The organism is Bradyrhizobium canariense (assembly GCF_019402665.1).
GTDB classification, from domain to species: domain Bacteria; phylum Pseudomonadota; class Alphaproteobacteria; order Rhizobiales; family Xanthobacteraceae; genus Bradyrhizobium; species Bradyrhizobium canariense.
Genome location: NZ_VSST01000065.1, coordinates 1 through 21,712 on the forward strand (window position 1 = coordinate 1; position 21,712 = coordinate 21,712).

Consider the following 21,712-nt stretch of genomic DNA (forward strand, 5'->3'; position numbering starts at 1 on the left):
AAGTGACACAAGTGACACGCTCTGACATGGCGACCGAAAATCACATCGGTTCCCCCCATATCGGTTGCTGATCTTTCTCCTGCGTCAGAACCTTTGGGACCGTCGTGCTGAGCCCGAGAAATCCTCTTCCTGCGTGACGTCGATCTGGTCTAAAGCCGGCAGCTTCCAGTCTCTGGGAGAACCGCCTGTTCGAACCGGCATCTTCACCGTTAAACTCGGCCCATGCCTTCCAGCACAGGAACAGGGCGTCACTTCGAGTCCAGAGATCCTTGCCTTGGTTGCAGCAGTCCTTGAGCCAAAGGCCGAAGGCATCTTCAGCGCTTAGATATTCGTCAGTTGCGTTCTTGACGGCCTGCGGCGACGCGAGGCCGATCTTCTGCCACTCCATGCAGCCCCGAACCATCCAATCGAGGATGCCAGGATACTCAGCCACCAACTTCGAACCCAATTCCTGATCGCGTTCTGCTTGCGAGATTGTCACGGAGAACGGAATCATCTTGACGCGACTCTTGATCGCTTCATCGACCGACCGCAGACCGGGTTTGTGGTTGCCGGCGATAGCCAGCTTGAACTGCGGCACATACGTGAAGAAATCTTGTCGCATGAAGCGTGCCGGGATCGGGTCGCCGCCGGTCAACTTCTTGACACGAGCCTCCGCCCAGCGACGACCTTCCTCCGTTTCGGTGGAGGTGACGAGTCTGGCACCGCGGAGCATGGCCAGCTCGGTTGGGTGCTTGTCGGAGTGGGCCTCCGTGAACGTCTCGACCGGCGCCGACTGATGATAGTCGCCTAATATACCGATCAAGGTATTCATGAAGACGCCCTTGCCGTTTCTCCCGGTGCCGTAGAGGAAGAACAACGCATGCTCTCGCGTCAAGCCGGTGAGTGAATAGCCGGACATTCTCGCCAAGAAATTCTGGAGCTCCTTATCCTCATTCGTCACTGTGTCGAGAAAAGCATCCCAGAGAGGCGTCGGGCAGGAATGATCGGGTGCCACCGCCGTGATCTTGGTCATGTAGTCGTCTGGCCGGTGCCCGCTAAATTTGCCGGTACGCAAGTCAACGACGCCACCAGGAGTGTTCAGCAGCCACGGGTCGCCATCCCATTGATCGATGGTTGCAGCTAGTTTGCGGTCCTCACCTGCCAAGCTGACGACTGAGGCTCTCGTTTTAGCGGACGCAATGACCCTTGCCTCATTGGCCTTGTTGGTCCATCCCGCCGCCTCACGACAAATCCTGCGAGCCATGGAGAAAGTCTTCCGCGTCTCGTCCGTCCCCCACGTCTGGCCGTCGTAGCAAAACCATTTACCCCATGCGGCGACATATCGGAGATCACGTTCATGAAGATTTGCGAACCCGATGGCGATATCCTCTTCCGACAACCGCGGAGCTATCCCCGCGGGCCCCCACGAATCTTCTATCTCAATCCGCTCCTCAATTCTCCCTTCGCGGTTCATGACTCGCCTCCATCGCGATCGCGGCAGCACGGACGCGCGTCGCACTTCGCGGCGCACACATGCCTGTAGGCGTCTCCGAGGTGGAGCGTCGTGTGGGGATCGATCCTGCACCACGCGCGCAAGAGCTCGCCGGCGGTCCGGCAACCGAGGGCGGCCGGACAACCATAAATTGTAGATTTACTCTGACGCGACTTGCTGATAAAAGAGTCGCGTTGACGTCTACTAACCTCTTTCGCCGCGACCGGGGCCACACCGCGGTCGCGGTTTTTTTGTGCAGTTGTGTTCATGGTGATGATTGCCTTTCATGGTCTCCTCCACTCCTGTGTTGTTGTGGTTGTTGGTTTACTTCCGACCAGCGCTCCCACTCTCCCACGGATAGTTTTCGCCGGCCATTTGCACGAACTCATCTCGTGATAAATCCTTTCCGAAGATTCCGGATATGGCGCCGAGTGCGACAAGGACAATCAAACGATTACTGTCGGGTCCTTCAACGAGGCCGTCCTCGGTAATCTTACTGGCGCAGTCGTTCATCGCTTCGATGATGGTCTGCCTAAATCGCTCCAGTACCGGAATTTGAATCTCAGCATCTTCAGGGAGCATTCCCTGAAAGTAGATCCTCCTGATCGGGATGATATTGTCGTTGTTGGCGGTCATGTCATCCTCCTTGCGTGTTTGAATTTTTGCGGAGAATGATTTCTGACTCCTTGGTGGCTCATGCGTCCTGGCCAGCAGCCGCGAGACTCTTCTCATAAGCTTCGAGGGCCGCGAGACGAAAAAAATTCAGTCTCCCGAATTTAATTGGCTTCGGGAAATGCGGGTCGAGCTCGACCTTTCTCCAGAGCCACATCTGACTGCGGTCACCGTAGCGAGCTAATACCTGGTTTGTTGAGAGCCACACCGCGTCGGGTGGCACAGGGATCGACTTGCGGGGGCCGAGCCTCTCGGTCATCACGTTGACCGGCTTCGGACTCACCTTCTTCGTCGCCATGGTGTAGGTCCTTCTCTAGTTAAAAATAGAGAACCTACCTCTAATCCCTGCTGGATAAAAAAGACGGGTAAAGTTTTAGACCTGACTTTTGCAAGTAAGAAGTCGCGGTCTACTTCAAGCCCAACCGCTTGGCGATCCGATTGAGATCGTAGGGCCGACTGGCTTCCTTGCACAGCCGCTCGAAGATGGGGGCCTCAACCGCCTTGCCGCTGTAGAGCAGGTTGCAGAGCTTGACGAAACGGTTGAGCTGATCAGCATTGCTCTTCGAATGACGCATGAGCCGACTCGTTGCCTGGACGGCGAACTTTCGCCGCAGCGCCTCCTTCTGGCCGCGCCCCTTCTTGCTACCGATCTTCTGGCTTGCCGCCGTCTCGGCCCGCTTCCTCAAGTCAGCCAGCTCGGCGCTGTACCGACGAAATTCCAGGCTGAGGTCCGGATCCGTCAATGCCTTCTCAACGTGAAGCTTCAATGCATTGGCCAGCCTCCCCGCCGCCCTCTTAGAATTCTTGGTGACGGGTTGACCCCACACCCGCCACAGGACGTCGAATTCTTCCAGTTCCGCTAGTTCATGCTCGACCGCCCAGCGACGCTGCTCGACGGAGATGCCAGGGTCAAAGCGGATCAACTTGATCGCAGCATCAACCTGCTTGCGGCGAGCGAGACGCCACTTCTCGTCTCTGGCGCGGCTCATATCGTCCAGCTTGGCTTCTAACTGAGCTTCAGTGGCTTCGTCTATCATCATCGGAGCGACGCGATCTTGGCGACTTTACCCTCAACGACGTTTGCGATGTAGTCGGCCCATCGCTCCAGCGCGGCCCGCCTCTGAGATTCATATCTTTCCTTGTTGTAAATCCCGGCGACGCCGCTCTTCGCGCCGCTAACATGGTTCAACACCGCTTCAATGATGTGAGGCTGGATGCCGATGCCAGCCATGCCAGTTGCTGCGGACCGGCGGAGGTCGTGAATGCGCCAGTGGGGGATGTCCATCACCTCATCGAGGCGGCTCTTGATCTTTGAGAAGCCACTGACCGGCGTCCTGCCGTTCGTCGAGAACACATACTTGCAGTTCGGAGTGCGCTTGGTGCCAGCCAGTATCTCTCGGGCCAGCGGCGCCAGCGGCACGTCGTGAGGCAAGTTGTTCTTGGTTCTGCTACCCGGCAGGCGGATCATCTCAAGATCGTCGGTCAGTTCCGACTCCTCAAGGCGGGCAATCTCGTTCAACCTGCAGCCGGTCAAGATCAACAGTTTCAAGATCGCGCCGAACGGCTCTCCGACTTCGGCAGTGGCGGCCCAGAAGAGACGGAGTTCGTCGGCATTCCGAACGTCGGTCTTGACGTTGAGGACTCGGTCTCGCGTGGCTGGAGGCGGTGGCCGGTGAGCACCGATGCACGGGTTGGCCTTGATCCGCCGATGTCGCGACAACCACTTGAACATCGTGCCGAGGGCATCGGCCATGCTCCTGCCTCTGGCATCTGACGTACCTGAGTTGCGCCGCTCGAGACCGGGGATGCCCGAACGTCGGGCTTCCTCCACGAGATGATAGATATCGTCACCGTCGACGTCGACTATTGGTTTCTCGGCCCAGAGGTCGCAGAGGCCATTCTTGATGACGGTCGGCTCGTTGCCGTCTGCGTCATAGTAGAGGCCAAGGAGTCGCGCCACTTCGCGCCAGCGTCTCGGCTTCTTGCCCGTCTTAGCTACCTTGTGATCGTCGATGAAGTCTCTAACCGCTTCAGCAAATGTGTGGGAGAGGCGATCTGACAATAGTTCGCCCTGCCTCCGCTTGGCGGTCTTCCTGACGGCGACGACATCGACGTCCTGTTCGCGCTGAGCATTGATGTCGGCCGCGATCTTTCGCGCCTGGGCCAGCGTCAGGGACTTCCCGATTTTAGGTTCGGAGACTGCCTCACCTGACAGGTTGACGGGACCTAGCGTCAATTTTGTCGGCTTGCCGTTCGGACGGTAGAACCGCATCGCCCACGACTTGTGACCTGAAGGCTGAACGATGAGTCGCAGGCCAGGACAACCGGCGTCCGATATTTCAAGTCTCTCTGTGGCAGGTTTTATGTTGCTTACTGCCGTTGCCGTCAGGGTCTTGGCTTTGGCCATTGGCCGTCCCTCGGGGTAACATGGGGTAATATTTTTAACGTGTTTACCACAGATAACCCAAGTTATTAACGCAAGCCATTCCTAAAGGAAAAGCCAGTGAAGTCAGTGGCTTGGTGAGCCTCTAGAGGTGGTCCAAGTGGCCCCAAGTTATTCCCAGATCACTTATTCCTAAACCGTAGGTCGGAAGTTCGAGTCTTCCCGGGATCGCCATTTTCTCGAGAGCTAAGCGCCGCGACGGCCGCGGTACTGGTCGCCCCTCCAATTACTTTCTATCGTGACGTGTGTCGATCGCCGGCTAGGATATGGCGGGTGCAGGGGGGCGTTCGCATGGCGGATTCGTGGTTCTACGCGGAAGGTGGGCAGAAACGCGGTCCGATGCCGATATCGGAGCTCCTTCCGCTACTGGCTCGCATCGCAGATTCACCGCGCGTGCTGGTCTGGCGGGAGGGCTGGGAGAGCTGGAGGCCGGTCGCGGAGGTGCGTGAGATCACGGAGCACCTCTTTCGAACGCAGTCGCCGATGCCGGCACCGCAACCGGTCAACGCCACGCGGGAGCCGTCCGTTCCCGCAGAAGACGCTGCTGCCTTCAAGAACGTCCAACCCGAGATGACCGGTATCAGCGGTTGGCTCGCGCTACTCGCGTTCGGCCAAGTGATGGGCATTCTGCGCCTGATCTTCAACGTCGGACAATACGTGCAGTCGATCACCGACGAAACCTGGACTTACTTTCCGACGGTGATCTGGAGCGAAATGCTGATAAATGCCGCCATGATAGGCTTCTCGGTCTGGACAACGGTGCTCCTGTTCAGACACTCCCACAGATTTCCCGCCTTTTTCATCGTGCAAATGATCTGCGCTGTGCTGATGCCGCTCGTCGATCTCCTCTGCGTCGCATCGTTTTTTTCCGCCGCGCTGAACCGACCTTTCAGCGATTTTTTCATCATTGAAACGCGACAGGTCGGACAAACGGTTGTCGGTGTGATGAGTGCCGCGGTTTGGATAACGTACGTGCTTCGCTCCCGCAGAGTCGCGAATACGTTCACGAAATAAGCCGCGTTTGTGGTCCGCGTTGCGTCGGGCCTGATCCCGACCGCGATGCTGAGCTCGATGTCCGGCCGAATGATGCCGGATGCACTGGAGCGGCTGAAGGACGAGGCGCCGCGCGGATCGCAAGCCCAACGGGCACCGACTGCGGCCGATTTGCTTCGGCGGCGCGAAAATTGCTAACAGAGGTGACCAGGCTGGAAGTCTGCCTTCCAGCCTGGTCTGTTTCCCGCCTCTCACGATGCCTCAGCGATATCCGGAGACCATGATGCCTTTCGACTTGATCCTGCGCGGCGGCCGTGTGGTCGACCCGTCCCAGAAGCTCGATGCCGTGGCCGATGTCGCCTTTGCGGGTGGCAAGGTCGCTGCGATCGGCAGCGGGCTCAAGGCGGATCCGGGCACTGACGTGCGCGACGTCTCGAAGTTCATGGTGACCCCGGGGCTGATCGATCTCCACACCCATGTCTATTGGGGCGGTACGTCGCTCGGCATCGATGCCGAGGAATTCTGCCGTCTCTCCGGCGTCACCACCGCGGTCGATACCGGCAGCGCGGGGCCCGGCAATTTCGCCGGATTCCGCAAGCACGTGATCGAGCCGAGCCAGGTCCGCATTCTCGCTTATCTGCACGTCTCGCATGCCGGCATTTTCGGCTTCTCGCACCGGATCATGGTCGGCGAGAGCGAGGAGCTGCGGCTGATGAATCCGATCGAGGCGGCCAAGGTGGCCGATGCCAACCGCGACCTCATCGTCGGCATCAAGGTGCGCGTGGGGCTGCACTCCTCGGGCACGTCGGGCGTCGTGCCGCTCGACATCGCGCTCGAGGTCGCGAACGAGGTCGGCATGCCCCTGATGGCGCATATCGATCATCCGCCGCCGAGCTACGAGGAGGTGCTGGGCCGCCTGCGCCCCGGCGACGTGCTCACCCACGCGTTCCGGCCCTTCCCCAATACGCCCGCGACCGCGCAGGGCACGGTGAAGCGGGCGGTGCTCGACGCCCGCGAGCGCGGCGTGCTGTTCGACATCGGCCACGGCAAGGGCTCGTTCGCGTTCAAGACCGCGCGCGCCATGCTCGCCAATGGCTTCTATCCGGACACCATCTCGTCCGACATTCATCAACTGTGCATCGACGGCCCGGCCTTCGACCAGGTCACGACCCTGTCGAAATTCCTGTGCATGGGCATGCCGCTGTCCGACGTCATCGCAACCTCGACGGTCAACGCGGCGATGGCGCTGCGGCGGCCCGAACTCGGCAGCCTCAAGCCAGGCAGCGTCGGCGACGCCACGCTGATCTCGGTGAGGGAAGGCCAGTTCGACTATGAGGACGTGGTCGGCGAGCACCTGATCGGCGACCGCAAGATCGTCTCCGAGGGTGTCGTGATCGGCGGCCGCTGGTGGCATCCGAATTGATGCGGCGCTAGCCCCGCTCGCGATAGAATTGCAGCAGCTGCGCGCCTGCCGGAGAAAGCCAGTCGGGCGCACCGGCGATGTAGCCCTCGACGTGACCGCTCGTTCCGACGAGATAGGTGATGGGCATGCCGACGAGGGAGAATATCGCGGTCGATGCTTCTGCCGCTGCGCCATAGGCGTCGACATAGCAAGCGAGGTTCTGCACGGCGAGGCCGCTGAGAAACGTGCGGATCTTGCGCAGGTCTTTGGTATCCGTGCAGATCGCGACAACATCGAGCCGGTCCGACCGTGATCCCGCGAGACTTGCGAGCACAGGCAGATCGAGCCGGCAGGCCGCGCACCAGGTGGCCCAGAAATTGACGAGGGTGATGCGGCCCGGCTTCGCGCTCAACGCGACCTCCTTCCCGCCAATGTCTTGAAGCCTGAGCATTGGCATCGACGCGCGCGGCCGCACCAGCGTGAACTGACTGCGGCCGGCCTCGAACACCGGCGGCCAGTCTTCCTGCGCATGGGCCGCGCGGAAGGAGGCAACAAGCGCCGGCGCGGCCATCATGATCGATCGCCGCGACGGCAATGGACCGCTTTCGCGCGCGGTCTCACGCATGAATGTAGGCCCAGCCCTTGAGTTGCAGATCGACCACGCGGCCGATGCCGAACGGCACGAGGCTGGCACCTGCTATCAGCGGAATCGGGACCTGCTCCTTGGCTTCGGCGATCGCTTTTGACGATGCGCACATGCTGTAGGCGAGGTTGGGCAGCGACTGCCGCAGCGCCGCGAGCGGCTCGACCAGCGGACTCCTGTCCGCCCGAAAGACGTCGATGCCCTTACCATTGGCGACGACCTCGATCAGCAATCGCGCGCCCCTGTCCGCAAAGTGCTTCGAGAGGTTGGCCGAGTAGCTGATCGCGTGTCCCATGACATAGGGCTCGTTGCTGTCGATCAGGATCACGACGCCGTCGGCGAGACGATCCTCCTTGGCCGCGGCGGTGCCGCCGGCCGTGAGGATCGCGGTGCCGGCGAGCAGGCCCCTGCGGGACCATCCGTTGGCAGAAATCATGGCTGCGGCGTTCAGCTGTTCAGAACTGACGCGGCGCGATCGGCGCCTTGCGGTCGCGCCCCCACAGCACGAACAGGCTGAGCGCGAGCAGAACGACGTTGAGCGGCGTGACCGGCGCCTCGCCGCGCGAGATGTGGAAGACGAGCGCCAACACCTGCAACATGGAGCAGCCCAGTGCAGCCAACACCGTCAGCCGGGGCAGGACCCGCGTCAGCGCCGGCAGCAGGATGCCGATTCCGCCGGCGAGATCGACCAGCCCGATGAACCGGACGAACGTTGCGGAATACTGGCCGGCCCAGGGCATCATCGCGGCAAGCTCTGGAATCGGCGTCAGCAGCTTGACCAGCCCGGCCGCGGTGAAAACGAAAAAGAGCAGGGCCTGTGCGACCCAAAGGCCGATACGAATGGCGCGGCCGGGGGAGGCAGTCTCGAAGGCGGTGGTGGACACGGGTGGTTCTCCAAAAAAGGTGACGGTCGCCACCATTTGATAGTTTCCTCATATTTGATCATTATGCGTCCCGGGATTAGTTCATTTCCTGGGTGTTGATGATTTCATGGATTCCTTAGTCAGCATGAGGGTGTTCTGCCTTGTGGCCGAGCTGAAGAGCTTCGCGACCGCGGCGCAGCGCCTGCGCATCTCGCCCGCGATGGCGAGCAAGCATGTGATGCAGCTCGAGAAGCGGCTGGGCACGCGGCTGCTCAACCGCACCAGTCGGCGCGTCAGCCTGAGCGAAAGCGGAGCGCTCTATTTCGAGCAGGCGCGGCAGATGCTGGACTCCCTCGACGAGGTCGAAGCCGCCGTCAGCAATGCGACGGTCGTTCCGCGCGGCACGCTGCGGCTGACCGCGCCGGTGTGGATGGCGAACACGATCTTCGCGGGCGTGCTGGCGGACTACCAGGCGCGCTATCCGGAGGTGCGCCTCGACGTCGATCTCAGCGGACGGATGGTCAATCTGGTCGAGGAGGGATTCGATCTCGCCCTTCGCGCGACCGCCGCGCCCGACGAGGCGCTGATCGCGCGGCCCATCACCAAGGTTGCGTTCCATATGGTCGGCGCGCCCGCTTATCTCGATCGCGCGGGGCGCCCGACCAAACTTGCCGATCTCGCCGGCCAGGCGATGCTGCACTACGCGCTGTACCCGGGTGAAACCTTCTCCTTCGAGGGCGAGCACGGCACCGAGACCGTTAAGCTCAATCCGGTCCTGCGCAGCGGCAATGAAACGCTGCTGCACATGGCGGCGCTCGAAGGCATGGGCCTCGCCTTCCTGCCGAAATGGCTGGTCGCGGAGGATATCACCGCCGGCCGCCTCGAGCACGTCATGCCCGGGCAGGTCCTGTTCGAGGGCAAGCTATTCGCGGTCTATCCCAGCCGCAAATACCTTTCTGCCAAGGTCCGGACGTTCATCGACTTCGTCGCGGCCGACAAGCGGATGAGATAGCCGGCTATAGCGAGCTGATTAGAGCGACCTCGCGATCAACAGCTTCATGATCTCGTTCGTGCCGCCATAGATCTTCTGGATGCGGGAATCGATGAAGATGCGCGAGATCGGATATTCCTGCATGTAGCCGTAGCCGCCGAACAGCTGGAGGCATTCGTCGGCGGTCTCGACCTGCTTCTCCGAGCACCAGTATTTCGCCATCGACGCGGTCACGGTGTCGAGGTCCTTTGCGACCAGCCGCTCGATGCACCAGTCGACGAAGACGCGCGCGATCATCGCTTCGGTCTTGCGCTCGGCGAGCTTGAAGGCGGTGTTCTGGAAATCCATCAGCGGCTTGCCGAACGCTTTCCGCTCCTTGGTGTAGTCGACGGTGAGTTTTATGGCGCGCTCCATCGCGGCGACCGCGCCGACCGCGAGCGCGAGGCGCTCCTGCGGCAATTGCTGCATCAGCTGCACGAAGCCCTGGCCTTCTTCGCCGCCGAGCAAATTGTCCGGCGGGACCGTGACGTTGTCGAAGAACAGCTCTGAGGTGTCGGAAGCATGCAGGCCGATCTTGTCGAGGTTGCGCCCGCGCTTGTATCCATCCGCGCCTGATGTTTCGACCACGATCAGCGAAATGCCCTTGGCGCCGACATCGCCGGTGCGCGCGACCACGATGACGAGATCGGCGGCCTGGCCGTTGGTGATGAAAGTCTTCTGTCCGTTGATGACGTAGGAATTGCCCTGCTTCCTGGCGGTGGTCTTGACGGCCTGCAAATCCGAGCCGGTGCCGGGCTCGGTCATGGCGATGGCGCCGACCATCTCGCCCGAGGCCATCTTCGGCAGCCAGCGCTTCTTCTGCTCCTCGGAGCCGTAATTGAGGATGTAGTGCGCGACGATGGCGCTGTGCACGGACACGCCGGTCGTCAGCTCCGGCACCGTGCTTTCGAGGTCGTCGAGTACGGCGGCATCATAGGCGAAGGTCGCGCCGAGGCCGCCATATTCCTCCGGCACGCTTGCCAGCAGCGCGCCCATCTCACCGAGCCCGCGCCAGGCGAAGCGGTCGACCATCTTCTGCTCGCGCCATTTTTCGGCATGCGGGGCCAGATCCTTGGCAAGATACTTCCGGAACTGATCGCGGAAGATTTCGAGCTCTTCGGTCATCCAGGAGGAGCGGTAGGACATGGTCACCTCGGTCAATGCGGCTTGCCGGCTTGGTAGGCCAGCCTTCGGCGGCAATTATTGTGTTTTCAGGCTGCGCCGGTGACGCTACCAAGGCGACCGGAAACGCGTCTTTCGGGATGGTTGATTGTGGCTGTCAAAACTCAAGAGCTCAAGCTCGACATCGCGCGCATCGGCACGGTGTCAGCGATCCTGACGCAGCCGGACAAGGCGCGCTCCTGCTACGTTCTGGCGCATGGTGCCGGTGCAGGGATGCGGCACGCATCGATGGACAAGATTGCGGAGGGGCTCGCGAACCGCGGCATCGCGACGTTCCGCTTCAATTTTCCCTACATGGAAAACAAACAGGGCCGTCCCGACCAGCCGGTGGTCGCCCATGCCACGATCCGCGCGGCAGTCGAGGAAGCCGCGCGGCTCTGCCCCGGTGTGATGCTCGTTGCGGGCGGAAAATCCTTCGGCGGGCGCATGACGTCGCAGGCGCAGTCGAAGACGCCGCTGCCTGATGTCAAAGGGCTCGCCTTCCTCGGCTTTCCCCTGCACGCCGACAAGAAGCCATCGACCGAGCGTGCCGAGCACCTCGCCCGTGTCGAGATCCCGATGCTGTTCCTGCAAGGCACCCGCGATGGGCTCGCCGATCTCGGCCTCCTCAAGCCCGTCATCGCCGCTCTTGCCCCGAAGGCGACGCTGCACGAGATCGAGGGCGGCGATCACTCCTTCGCGGTGCTGAAAAAGTCCGGTCGCAGCAACGAAGAGGCGCTTGCGGAGGTGCTCGACACGCTCGCGGACTGGATCGACAAGCTCGCCTGAAATCTCACGCCGAATATAGCCCCTTGTCGCGCGCCTTCTGGATCGCGAGCGCGGCAATGAGATCGAGGGTCGGCGTCGACAGGCCGGCGGTGCGCGCGAAGGCTTGGGGCGCCTTCACCAGGACGTCGATCTCCATGGCGCGGCCGAGCTCGTAGTCCTGCAGCAGCGACGGCTTGTGATTGGGCGCGGGACCACTGCGGCTCACGCGCTTGACCTCGGGGATGAAGTGCTGGGCGATCTCGTTGGCCTCGTTCAGCATTCGCGGGATGACCTCGGCGAACGCAGGATCGTCGCGCACGCCGCGCGCGGTCTGGCCGGTGAGCAGGCACAGCACCGACAACGACATGTTGGTCAGCAGCTTTGACCAGATCGCCTCGCGGATCTCGGCAACCGGCGGCGATTCCAGCCGCGCGTCGGTGAAGACACCGCGCAGCGTCGTGATGCGCTCGCAATTGCGGTCGTCGCATTCGCCGATCAGCAGGCGGTTGCGGTCCGGCGTCAGGTTCTGCACCACGCCAGGCGCGATCACCTCGTTGGAGGAGAAGACCACGCCGCCGACGATCCGCTCCTTCGGGATGCAGGCGCGCAAGCGCCCGCCCGGGTCGAGAAAGGAAATGTCCGGCGGGGTCGGGTGTCGCGGCGGCAGGCCGATCCCGTACCACCAGGGAATGCCGTTCTGCGCGAACACGATCGCGGTGTCGTCCTGCAGCAGCGGCTTGAGGCTGGAGACCAGCCCGGTCAACGCGGTTGCCTTCAAGGTGCTGATCACGACGTCCTGGGGGCCGAGTTGGGCCGGATCGCCGGAGGCGTTCACCTTGGCGGAGACCTCGGAATCGCCGACGCGCAGCTTGAGGCCGTTGGCCCGGACCGCCTCCAGGTGCGCGCCGCGCATTACGCACGAGACCTCGTGGCCGGCGCGGGCCAGCCTGACCGCGAGATGGCTGCCGACGGCGCCCGCGCCGAAAATGCAGATGCGCATGTGATGTCCGTCCCTGATCCCTTGATGCCGCCCCGCGACAGCATGACACAAGCCGCCATGCGATGGACGCGGCTGCCCTACGCTCGAAAGATATGGATCAAGGTGCGGAGCCTCGGCCATAGTACGCGCCAAACAAACGAGCGGAGGAACACCGATGACCGACAGCCCCGTCCTGTGGACCCTGGATGCGCGTGGGGTTGCGACCGTCACGTTGAATCGGCCCGAAGTGAACAATGCCTATGACGGTGCATTGATCGCGGGCGTGCTCGCGGCCATGGACGATCTCGGTAGCAAGCCCAACCTTCGCTTGGTCGTGCTCAAGGGCACCGGCAAGCATTTCCAGGCCGGCGCCGACCTCAAATGGATCAACGGCGTGCGGCCGCAATCGAGCGAGGCGAACGAGGCCGCGTCGCGTGCGACGTTCGAGGCCGTGCAGCGGCTCAACACGCTGCCCATTCCGACGGTCGCGCTGGTGCAGGGCGGCTGCTTTGGCGGCGGCACCGGCGTGATCGCGGCCTGCGATGTCGTGATCGCGGCCGACAACGCCCTGTTCTCGATCACCGAAGTGCGCTGGGGCCTGACCGCGGCCATCATCATCCCGCAGCTCTGCGATGCCATCGGTGTACGGCAAGTCCGCCGCTACGCGCTGACAGGGGAACGTTTCGGCGCCGAGGATGCTCGCCGCATCGGCCTCGTCCACGAGGTGGTGCCGCTCGCCGATCTCGACGCCGCCGGCGCCAAGGTGGTCGAGCAGTTGCTCGCCAACGGACCGGAGGCGATGGCCGAGACCAAGCGGCTGGCACTGGAGAGCTCGTTCGGCGGAATGGCGGTGGACGATGCCGCCTACAAGCGGCTCGTGCACCTGCATTCGGTCAAGCGCCAGAGTGCGGAAGCTGCGGAGGGGCTGGCGTCGTTCGCGGAGAAGCGCGCGGCGAATTGGAGTGGCGGCAAGGCCTGAGCGCGCCGCTCAGCAGCAACCCGATACGATCTGCGTCGTGCACCATCCCCAAACCCTGGCCGCGGGACCGATTCGAATCCCCGTAATTCCGCGGGCCCGTCCTTAAGAGTTCAATCATTCCCGGCCATTATGGTTACGACAATTGTCACGCCATGGTGTCGAATGCACAGAGTTCTGGGGTTTTGGAAGGCTGGATCGATCGTCGCGGCGGCAACGCTGCTGGTCCTGCATCCGGTTGCCGCTTCACCTCGACTGGTCTCTCTGGCGTTCAATTCCCAGCTGGGGAGCCCGCAGCAGATCGGGGCGGATGAGTTTCGCCGGAAGCTGGTGGCATTGCCCGGCAAGCCCATCGTGATCGACCAGCGCGCCACCAATGCAGTCGGTAGCGAGAACGCCATTCTCGCCGCGACGCAGGCCGGCGCCGTCGATATGGCGGTGCTGTCGGGTTCGGTGGTCAGTGCGGTCGTCCCCGAACTCGGCGTGTTCGACATTCCCTTCCTGTTTCGCGATACGGCTCACGCCAAAGCCGTGGCGCAAGGTCCGGCAGGCGCCGCAATCGCCGCCAAATTCGGCGATAAGGGGCTGACCTTGCTGGCGATTGGCCGACAGGGCTTCCGCAACGTCACGAATTCCAAGCGGCCTGTTCGCAGCCCCGACGATATCAAGGGTCTGAAGATTCGTGTCATCCCGAACCCGATCTATCAGATGACGTTCAAGGCGCTCGGTGCCGAAGTGGTCCCGATGGAATTTCCGCTGGTCTATACCGCGCTCAAGGATGGCCGGCTCGACGGGCAGGAAAATCCGGTGCCGACCATTGCCGGCTCCCGTCTCTATGAAGTCCAGAAATACCTCACATTGACCGGCCACTTCTTCGCGCCGATCGTGTTCATCGCCAACCGTGCCATGTTCGAGCAGCTCACTCCGGCCGACCAGGCAACGCTGATCGCGCAGGCAAAAGCGGGGGCGGAGGCGACATGGCAGGCAAAGCTCGATGCCGCGTCGCTCGAGCAGGTGCGCAGCGGCGGCATGGACGTGATCGAGAAATTCGATCGCCAACCCTTCGTCGATGCGGTCAAGCCGCTCGACCAGGAATTCGAGAAGCGGTTCGGCAAGGATCTGCTCGCCACCATCCGGTCCACTCAGTAAAGATTTCGGGATTCCTATGAAATTATCGCACATGATGTCCCGGGTCGGTGTCCGTCCGCGCGTGTTTGGCGGTTTCGCGTTGGTCCTCAGCTTTCTGGTCCTGCTCGCGGGCTTCGCCGTGGTCCAGGTCGAGCGGATCGGCGGAACGGTCAATGACCTCGTGACCAGCGCGGCTGGCGACGCCGGAATGTCGCAGGCGCGTGCCGCGCTCTTGGAAGCGAACTCGGCGGTCGAGAAATTCATCCGAACCTGGAATGTCGGCGACAAGGATGCCGCAGCCAAGGCGATCGACGGCGTGGGCAAACTGGCCGATCAGGCCGATCGGCAATTCGGCAAGCTGCAAGCGATCGCGGAAGGCATCGGCCCGGTCAAGACGGCGCTGGAAACCTATCGTTCGTCGTTCACCGCAGCGGCGGATGCCGCCGATCGGCTGCGCGCCGCCACCACGAAGACCGACGCCCAGGGCGCGGCCGCCGGCCTCAATGTCGGCGGCATTCAGGTTGCGCTTGCCAATCGCCCGGAAGATGCGGAACGACTTGTCAACCCGATGCGCCTGGCCGGCGTCGTCGACGCGCTGCGCGTCACCGTGATGCGCTATGGATCCACTTTGTCGACGGGCGATGCCGACGACGCCAGGCAGGCGTTGTCCTACGCCCAATTGGCGATCGCAGACACCGAGGCTGAGCTGGCGACGGTGGACGCCCCCAAATTGAAGACGCTGGTCGCAGCACTCAAGACCGCGATCGCCGCCGACACGACGGCGCTCGAAGAGGTCATCAAGGTCGCCGCCGATCTGCGCGCCAGGCAGGCCGAATTGAAGAAGGCGAGTGCGGCGATCGACGATCAAGTCAACAAGATCAATGCGAAGCTCGGCACCGTGCGCGCCGAGCAGGGCGACAAGACCTCGGCAGCGGTCGATCAAACCAAACAGACCGTCGTCGCGACCGCGGCCGGCGCGCTGCTGCTGGGAGCGGTGCTCGCATGGCTTATCGGAGCCAGCGTATCCGGCCCGATTCGCGGCATGACGGACCGGATGCAATCGCTGGCGGCGGGCGAGCTCGATGAGCCCATTCCCGGCGGCGAATCGCGCGACGAAATCGGCCGCATGGCGCGTGCCGTCGAGGTGTTCCGCGAAAATGCACTGGCGGTTCGTCGCATGGAAGGCGAGGCCACGGCACAGCGCGAAGCCACCGAGGCCGACCGTGCCCGCATGATGTCTGATCTTGCCGGCCGCTTCGAGCAGGGCATGCAGGGGGTGATCGCCGGTGTCGGTGGCCGGGCCGACGACATGGGGCGTAGCGCCGAGGAGTTGGCAAAGGTCGCCGAGCGCGGTCGCGGGCTCGCCGAAGCGGTCGCGACCCGCGCCGAGCAGGCATCGATGAACGTGCAGACCGTCGCCTCCGCCACCCAGCAGCTCGCGGCCTCGATCCGCGAAATCTCGAGCCAGGTGCACCGCTCCGTCGCGGTCTCGAACCGGGCGACCGACGAGACCAACCGCACCTCCGATTTGATCCATGGGTTGTCGGATGCGGCTGAAAAGATCGGTACCATCATTCAATTGATTCAGGCCATCGCCAGCCAGACCAATCTGCTGGCGCTGAACGCGACCATCGAAGCGGCGCGCGCCGGCGACGCCGGCCGGGGCTTCGCGATCGTCGCCAGCGAGGTCAAGAGTCTCGCGACCCAGACAGCGCAGGCGACCGAGCAGATCGCCAGCCAGATTGCGACGATCCAGAGCGCGACCGGCCAATCGGTCGAGGCGATCAAGCAGTTCGGCACCACCGTCAAGGAAATGGCCGACATCGCCACCGCGATCGCCGCGGCGGTCGAAGAGCAGGGCGCGGCAACGGGCGAAATCGCGCGCAACGTCGAAGAGGCGGCGAACGGCACCACGGCGGTGACGCAGGAAATCGGTCAGGTGCGCGCGGTGGCGGGCGAGACCGACGCCGGTGCCGAAGCCGCTCTTACGGTCGCAGCGGCCCTGAAGCAGCAGGCGGATTCAATGAAGTCGAACGTCGACGATTTCCTCCACACCATCCGCTCGGCGGCCTGAATTCCCGAGAAACCGGCGATGCCGCGGGTGCCAACGAAACGGGCCTCACAGCACCGGCAACAGCGAGCTCTTCAATTCGCGCAATAACGCCTGAACCGCAGCAGCCTGGACCCGTCGCTCGGGAATGCTTGCCTTCACCCATAAATCGGGGATTGGAAAATCCGGCAACACGACCTGCAACGTGCCTTGACGTAGGGCCTCTTCCGCAAGGTAGTGCGAGATGAAGGCGATGCCGTTGCCGGCGATCGCGCTTTTCACGAGCACGTGGCCCTCGTTCGAACTCAACAGCGGTCGGACCTGAACCGTGATACGGTCGCGCGGCCCGTCGAACACCCAGTCCGGGCCGGTGGGAAGAAAACTCAGGCAACGATGATCGACCAGATCGCGCGGATGTCGCGGCACGCCGTGCGCCCTGAGATAGGCCGGCGACGCGCACAACAAGCGCTTCAATCGGCATAGGGGCTCGTCGACCACACCGCCGAACGAATGCGGGAACGCGCCGATGGCGATATCGAAGCCTTCCGTCACCGGATCGACGGGACGGTCGATCAGGACGATCTCGAGCTTCAGCTTCGGGTTTTGAGTCTGGAACGCGCTGAACACATCGGCAAGTCGGGCGATGGTCAGCGAGGTCGGGGCCTTGATACGCAAATGATCGATAAGATCATGGCCTTTCTCGCCCATGCGCGACAGGAGATCGCCGACATCGGCGACCACGCTCCGCGCCCTCTGGACATATTCCTGGCCGGCCGCGGTCAGCCGCAATTGCCGCGTCGAGCGATGAAATAGCGGCGTGCCGATCCGCGTCTCCAATTGGGTGACCCGCTTTGCGACCACCGAAGTTGCGACATTGAGTTTTCTCGCCGCGGCGGAAAATCCGGCGGCGTCTGCGGTGGCGAGGAAGGCTTGGAGGTTCACGAGGACGTCCATTTTCCACCTTTCTCGATTCGTGAAAGCTGATCGTGTATTTTGGTGGATTGTAGCCCGGCACGCGTTAATTCATAGTCGGCCCAAGCAAGAGATTTTCAGGGACGGGACGCGCCATGCAGGCCACCACGATCGAAGAACCGGCGCGCCATGTGCCGCTTTACGGCGAATATGAAGTCGTCGTCCTCGGCGGCGGTCCGGCCGGCATCGTCGCGGCGGCCTCAAGCGCGCGCGCGGGGCGGAAGACGCTCTTGATCGAGCGCTACGGCTTTCTTGGCGGCATGGGCACTGCCGCAGGCGTCACCAATTTCTGCGGCCTGCACGGCAATGTTTACGGCGAGGCCCACCGGCTGGTGCAGGGCATGGCGTCGGAGTTGCTGGCGCGGATCGATCATTTGAACGGCCTCAACGCGCCGCATCTCATTCTCGGCAAGGTCTTCGCCCAGGCCTACGACACCGCCGCCTACAAGATCGCGGCCGACCAGCTGCTCGCCAGTCACAAGGTGCACATCCTCTTCCACGCGCTCGGTGCCGGCGTCGTGATGGGCGATAACAGGTGCATCGATGCGCTGATGGTCGAGACCAAGGCCGGCCGGCAGGCGGTGCGATCGGAGATATTCATCGATTGCTCCGGCGACGGCGATCTCGCGGTCTGGGCCGGCGCGCCGTTTGAATTCGGCGACGAGCACGGCCATCCGATGTATCCCTCGATGATGCTCCGTCTCAACGGCATCGATCCGGCGAAGGCAGGCGATGCCTGGCGCACCATCCCGCAATTGATGGAGCAGGCCACAGCCGCCGGCACTCACACATTCCCGCGCAAGAGCGCGATCGTACGGCCGCAAAAGTCCGGCACCGAATGGCGGGTGAATTTTACGCAAGTGGCGCGCGAGGACGGCCATGCCATCAACGGCATCGTGCCTGACGATCTCACCCGCGGCGAGATCGAGGGCCGTAAGCAAGCGCTGGCTGCGTTCGAATTCCTGCGCACCGTGCCGGGCTTTGAAAAATCCTACATCGTCGACCTGCCGCCGCAGCTCGGCATCCGCGAAACCCGCCGCATCAATGGCGGCTATCAGCTCAGCGGTGAGGACGTGCTCGGCTGCGCCTCGTTCGAGGATTCCATCGGGGTCAATGGCTGGCCGATCGAGGCCCATGTCCCCGGCGACGTCGTCTTCACCTTCCCGCCGATCCCGGAATCGCGCGGCTATAACGAGCTGCCTTACCGCATGCTGGTGCCCGAAGGTGTCGACAATCTGCTGGTCGCCGGCCGCTGCGCCTCGATGACCCATGAGGGCCAATCAGCGGCCCGGGTCTCCGGTGCCTGTTTCGTGATGGGGGAGGCGGCCGGTTCCGCCGCCGCGCTGGCGCTCTCCGGAAACCGGATCCCGCGTGACATCCCGGTTGAAAAGCTGCAGGAAACGTTGAAACAACAGGGCGCCTTCATCGGACGGGACCAGCCCGTGCCCGAGGGCCTGTAACCGACTGCAAGATAACGACGGCGAGGAAACGAAATGACCGGGATTGTGCGGCTCGCGCTAGCTAGCCTGATGGCGATCACAGCGATGGGCACGGCCCGAGCCGAGGACGCGCTGAAGGCCAGGATCGGCGTGCTCAGGCTGTCCTCCTCCGCGCCCGTCTTCATCGCGCAGGACAAGGGCTATTTCCGCGAGGCCGGCCTCGACGTCGAGCTGAAATTCTTCGACGCGGCGCAGCCGATCGCGGTGGCAACGACCTCGGGCGACATCGATTTCGGCGTCACCGCCTTCACCGCCGGCCTTTACAATCTCGCCGGCAAGGGCGTGCTGAAGGTGATCGGCGGCATGAGCCGCGAGAAGGCAGGCTATCCCCTGATCGGCTATTTCGCCAGCAACAACGCCTATGCGAGCGGTCTGAAGACGCCGAAGGACCTCGCGGGCAAGCGCGTGGCGATGACGCAGGTTGGCTCGTCCTTTCACTATTCGCTCGGCCTGCTTGCCGACAAATACGGCTTCAAGCTTGCCGACGTGAAGATCGTGCCGCTGCAATCGCTGTCGAATGCCGCGGCCGCGCTGAAGGGCGAGACCGTGGATGCAGCGCTGCTGCCGATCTCCACGGCGCGAAAGCTGATGGACGACGGCGGTGCGAAGTTTCTCGGCTGGGTCGGCGACGAGACACCCTGGCAACTGGGCGCGGTGTTCGCTTCACCGAAGACGCTGACCAACAAGGTGCTGGTGACGAAGCTGCTCAGCGCTTTGGCAAAGGCCGACCGCGAATATCACGACGTCATCCTTGCCGCGATGAAGGACGGTGTCGCCCCGATCAACGACAAGACAAAGCCACTGCTGGAGATCATCGCAAAATATACCAATTTGCCGGTGGAGCAGGTGGTCGGCAACTGCGCCTATATCGATCCTGACGGCAAGCTGGATGTGAAGAACGTCGACAACCAGATCAAATGGCTCCAGGAGCAGGGTTTTGCCGACAAGGGCTTCGACGCGAACGCGATCATCGCAAAGGACTTTGTGAAGGCGGATTGAGAGTAGAACGCAACGCATGGACCTGATCGCCAACCACATCACCCATCGCTTCGGCGAACTCGCCGTGCTCGACGACGTCTCGTTCACCGTCAGCGCGGGCGAGGTGGTGGCGATCGTGGGGCCCTCGGGCTGCGGCAAGAGCACGCTGCTGTCGATCCTCGGAGGCCTGTTGCTGCCGACCTCCGGCGCGCCCGAGCTGCGTGGATCGCCGCCGGCGGACAGTCTCAATCCGCTCACCTTCGTGTTCCAGGACTTTGCGCTGCTGCCCTGGGCCAATGTGGAGGAGAACGTCGAATTCCCGCTGCTGCACACCCAGCTCTCGCCCGTGCAGCGCCGCGCGCTGGTCGACGACGCCTTGCGCCGCACCGGCCTGACCGATTTTCGCAAAACCTATCCAAAGCAGCTGTCCGGCGGCATGCGCCAGCGCGTCGGCATTTCGCGCGCGCTCGCGGTCAGGCCGGCCATTCTCCTGATGGACGAGCCGTTGTCGGCGCTGGATTCGCAGACCCGCGAACTGCTGATGGAGGATTTCGTCCGGCTGCTCGCCGATGGCGGCATGGGCGCGGTCTATGTCACCCACAATCTCGAAGAGGCGGCGCGGCTTGCCGACCGCATCGTGGTGCTGTCGCGGCGTCCTGGCCGCATTCGCGAGGTCGTCAGCGTGCCGATGACGCGCACTGAGCGCGGTGACATTGCAGCCCGTGAAAAGCTGCTCGCGCTTCAGAACCAGATCTGGTCGCTGATCCGCAACGAGGCGATCGATGCCGAGCGCGAGGTTCAGCATGCTTGATCGCGCTCCGGCGGGACCATCTGCGAAGGATGAAGCGGTCCGACGCGTCCGCTTTCGCGGCGCCGGCTTCGTGCCGGCGAGCAGCCGCTTCGGCGGCTGGATCGCGCTCGCGCTGGTCATTGCGATCTGGCAGGCGGCCGGCAGCACCGGCCTGGTCAATCCGCTGTTCCTGCCGCCGCCGTCGGCGATCGCGCGTGCAATTTACCAGCTCGCGATCTCGGGCGCGCTGTGGCAGCACCTTTCCGCGTCGCTCCTGCGCATCGGTGTCGGCTGGCTGCTCGGCACGGCGGCCGGCGTCGCGGTTGGCTTTGCCATCGGCCTGTCGCGGCTGGCGCGCAGCGTCGGCATCACCTTCATCTCGGCGCTGTTCCCGATCCCGAAGATCGCGCTGCTGCCGCTGTTGATCCTCTGGCTCGGCATCGGTGAAGAGCCGAAGATCGCGACCATTGCGCTCGGGGTGTTCTTCTCGACCGCGATCTCGGTCTATAGCGGCGTCGACGCGGTGCCGCGCAACCTGATCCGCATGGCGCAGAGCTTCAACGTGCCGTTCGCCACCATCGTGCGCAAGGTGGTCTGGCCGGGCGCGCTGCCCGCGATCCTCGCCGGCTTCCGCATCACGTCGTCGGTGGCGCTGCTGCTCGTCGTCAGCGCCGAGATGATCGGCGCGCAGTACGGCATCGGCGCGTTCGTGCTTCAGGCCGGCAATTTGATGCAGACGGATCAGCTGCTCGCGGGCGTGGTGATTTTATCGGTGTTTGGGTTGATCGTGGGGCGGGTGATCAACTGGCTGGAGATACGGCTCTTGCACTGGCGATAGCCGCAGTCACTGCAGCCGTAGGGTGGGCAAAGCGAAGCGTGCCCACCAATTGT

22 protein-coding genes are annotated in these 21,712 nt (G+C 63.0%); 11 read left to right on the forward strand and 11 right to left on the reverse strand.

Annotation, left to right across the window (positions count from 1 at the left end; all coding sequences use genetic code 11):
- Positions 1–40: 40 nt before the first annotated feature.
- The 5 genes from FXB41_RS31435 to FXB41_RS31455 form a co-directional block, all read right to left on the reverse strand.
- A complete protein-coding gene (locus tag FXB41_RS31435; RefSeq protein ID WP_219684539.1) occupies positions 41–1,456 on the reverse strand; it encodes a phage/plasmid primase, P4 family in 1,416 nt (471 codons plus the stop codon).
- A 342-nt stretch (positions 1,457–1,798) separates the two neighbouring features.
- Positions 1,799–2,110 (reverse strand): hypothetical protein, encoded by a 312-nt coding sequence (locus tag FXB41_RS31440; RefSeq protein WP_219684540.1) that lies wholly within the window; start codon positions 2,108–2,110, stop codon positions 1,799–1,801.
- 58 nt (positions 2,111–2,168) lie between these two features.
- On the reverse strand, positions 2,169–2,444 hold the full coding sequence (locus FXB41_RS31445; protein WP_219684541.1) for a helix-turn-helix transcriptional regulator: 276 nt from the start codon (positions 2,442–2,444) through the stop codon (positions 2,169–2,171).
- Between the two features lie 109 nt (positions 2,445–2,553).
- Entirely contained in the window at positions 2,554–3,186 is a 633-nt protein-coding gene (locus FXB41_RS31450) for a hypothetical protein (protein WP_219684542.1), read from the reverse strand.
- The gene (locus FXB41_RS31455; protein ID WP_219684543.1) at positions 3,183–4,553 is read right to left on the reverse strand and encodes a tyrosine-type recombinase/integrase; all 1,371 of its coding nucleotides are present in this window, start codon (positions 4,551–4,553) and stop codon (positions 3,183–3,185) included. Before FXB41_RS31455 ends, FXB41_RS31450 begins: the two co-directional genes overlap by 4 nt.
- A gap of 327 nt (positions 4,554–4,880) precedes the next feature.
- Here FXB41_RS31455 and FXB41_RS31460 point away from each other — a divergent pair, with 327 nt between their 5' ends.
- On the forward strand, positions 4,881–5,603 hold the full coding sequence (locus FXB41_RS31460; RefSeq protein WP_246649373.1) for a DUF2569 family protein: 723 nt from the start codon (positions 4,881–4,883) through the stop codon (positions 5,601–5,603).
- Between the two features lie 262 nt (positions 5,604–5,865).
- Positions 5,866–7,005 (forward strand): amidohydrolase/deacetylase family metallohydrolase, encoded by a 1,140-nt coding sequence (locus FXB41_RS31465; protein ID WP_007599321.1) that lies wholly within the window; start codon positions 5,866–5,868, stop codon positions 7,003–7,005.
- Positions 7,006–7,012: 7 nt separating this feature from the next.
- Here FXB41_RS31465 and FXB41_RS31470 read toward each other — a convergent pair whose 3' ends face one another.
- The 3 genes from FXB41_RS31470 to FXB41_RS31480 are packed head-to-tail and all read right to left on the reverse strand — an operon-like array spanning position 7,013 to position 8,547.
- Positions 7,013–7,609 (reverse strand): TlpA family protein disulfide reductase, encoded by a 597-nt coding sequence (locus FXB41_RS31470; protein WP_035993963.1) that lies wholly within the window; start codon positions 7,607–7,609, stop codon positions 7,013–7,015.
- Complete coding sequence (locus tag FXB41_RS31475) at positions 7,602–8,063, reverse strand: DsrE family protein (RefSeq protein WP_219684545.1); 462 nt, start codon at positions 8,061–8,063, stop codon at positions 7,602–7,604. The genes FXB41_RS31470 and FXB41_RS31475 overlap by 8 nt, the downstream gene beginning before the upstream one ends.
- Positions 8,064–8,082: 19 nt before the next feature.
- Positions 8,083–8,547 carry a DoxX family protein gene (locus tag FXB41_RS31480; protein ID WP_246649374.1) on the reverse strand — a complete coding sequence of 155 codons (465 nt, stop codon included), beginning with the start codon at positions 8,545–8,547 and terminating at the stop codon, positions 8,083–8,085.
- 70 nt (positions 8,548–8,617) lie between these two features.
- Between FXB41_RS31480 and FXB41_RS31485 the strand changes: the two genes are divergently transcribed.
- Positions 8,618–9,502 (forward strand): LysR family transcriptional regulator, encoded by an 885-nt coding sequence (locus FXB41_RS31485; RefSeq protein WP_219684546.1) that lies wholly within the window; start codon positions 8,618–8,620, stop codon positions 9,500–9,502.
- 18 nt (positions 9,503–9,520) lie between these two features.
- Here the strand turns inward: FXB41_RS31485 and FXB41_RS31490 are convergent, their stop codons facing one another.
- On the reverse strand, positions 9,521–10,666 hold the full coding sequence (locus tag FXB41_RS31490; protein WP_007604639.1) for an acyl-CoA dehydrogenase family protein: 1,146 nt from the start codon (positions 10,664–10,666) through the stop codon (positions 9,521–9,523).
- A 126-nt stretch (positions 10,667–10,792) separates the two neighbouring features.
- Here FXB41_RS31490 and FXB41_RS31495 point away from each other — a divergent pair, with 126 nt between their 5' ends.
- Positions 10,793–11,470 (forward strand): alpha/beta hydrolase family protein, encoded by a 678-nt coding sequence (locus FXB41_RS31495; RefSeq protein WP_219684547.1) that lies wholly within the window; start codon positions 10,793–10,795, stop codon positions 11,468–11,470.
- A gap of 4 nt (positions 11,471–11,474) precedes the next feature.
- On the opposite strand, the gene FXB41_RS31500 is transcribed toward FXB41_RS31495, so the two are convergent.
- Positions 11,475–12,449 (reverse strand): ketopantoate reductase family protein, encoded by a 975-nt coding sequence (locus FXB41_RS31500; protein WP_219684548.1) that lies wholly within the window; start codon positions 12,447–12,449, stop codon positions 11,475–11,477.
- 154 nt (positions 12,450–12,603) lie between these two features.
- Here FXB41_RS31500 and FXB41_RS31505 point away from each other — a divergent pair, with 154 nt between their 5' ends.
- The 3 genes from FXB41_RS31505 to FXB41_RS31515 all read left to right on the forward strand — a co-directional run bounded on the left by FXB41_RS31505 (position 12,604) and on the right by FXB41_RS31515 (position 16,606).
- Positions 12,604–13,407: an enoyl-CoA hydratase-related protein gene (locus tag FXB41_RS31505; protein WP_219684549.1), complete on the forward strand. Its 804-nt coding sequence runs from the start codon at positions 12,604–12,606 to the stop codon at positions 13,405–13,407.
- 162 nt (positions 13,408–13,569) lie between these two features.
- The gene (locus tag FXB41_RS31510; RefSeq protein WP_246649376.1) at positions 13,570–14,553 is read left to right on the forward strand and encodes a TRAP transporter substrate-binding protein; all 984 of its coding nucleotides are present in this window, start codon (positions 13,570–13,572) and stop codon (positions 14,551–14,553) included.
- Between the two features lie 34 nt (positions 14,554–14,587).
- Positions 14,588–16,606 (forward strand): methyl-accepting chemotaxis protein, encoded by a 2,019-nt coding sequence (locus FXB41_RS31515; protein ID WP_246649377.1) that lies wholly within the window; start codon positions 14,588–14,590, stop codon positions 16,604–16,606.
- Positions 16,607–16,651: 45 nt separating this feature from the next.
- On the opposite strand, the gene FXB41_RS31520 is transcribed toward FXB41_RS31515, so the two are convergent.
- Entirely contained in the window at positions 16,652–17,536 is an 885-nt protein-coding gene (locus tag FXB41_RS31520) for a LysR family transcriptional regulator (protein WP_219684551.1), read from the reverse strand.
- Between the two features lie 113 nt (positions 17,537–17,649).
- Here FXB41_RS31520 and FXB41_RS31525 point away from each other — a divergent pair, with 113 nt between their 5' ends.
- From FXB41_RS31525 to FXB41_RS31540, 4 genes are read left to right on the forward strand one after another with little or no spacing between them, the layout of a single operon-like run.
- Entirely contained in the window at positions 17,650–19,014 is a 1,365-nt protein-coding gene (locus tag FXB41_RS31525; protein ID WP_219684552.1) for an FAD-dependent oxidoreductase, read from the forward strand.
- A gap of 33 nt (positions 19,015–19,047) precedes the next feature.
- Positions 19,048–20,052, forward strand: a complete 1,005-nt coding sequence (locus FXB41_RS31530; RefSeq protein ID WP_007599346.1) for an ABC transporter substrate-binding protein — start codon at positions 19,048–19,050, stop codon at positions 20,050–20,052.
- A gap of 16 nt (positions 20,053–20,068) precedes the next feature.
- Positions 20,069–20,842, forward strand: a complete 774-nt coding sequence (locus FXB41_RS31535) for an ABC transporter ATP-binding protein (RefSeq protein ID WP_219684553.1) — start codon at positions 20,069–20,071, stop codon at positions 20,840–20,842.
- Positions 20,835–21,659, forward strand: a complete 825-nt coding sequence (locus tag FXB41_RS31540; RefSeq protein ID WP_007599348.1) for an ABC transporter permease — start codon at positions 20,835–20,837, stop codon at positions 21,657–21,659. Before FXB41_RS31535 ends, FXB41_RS31540 begins: the two co-directional genes overlap by 8 nt.
- Positions 21,660–21,712 lie beyond the last annotated feature (53 nt).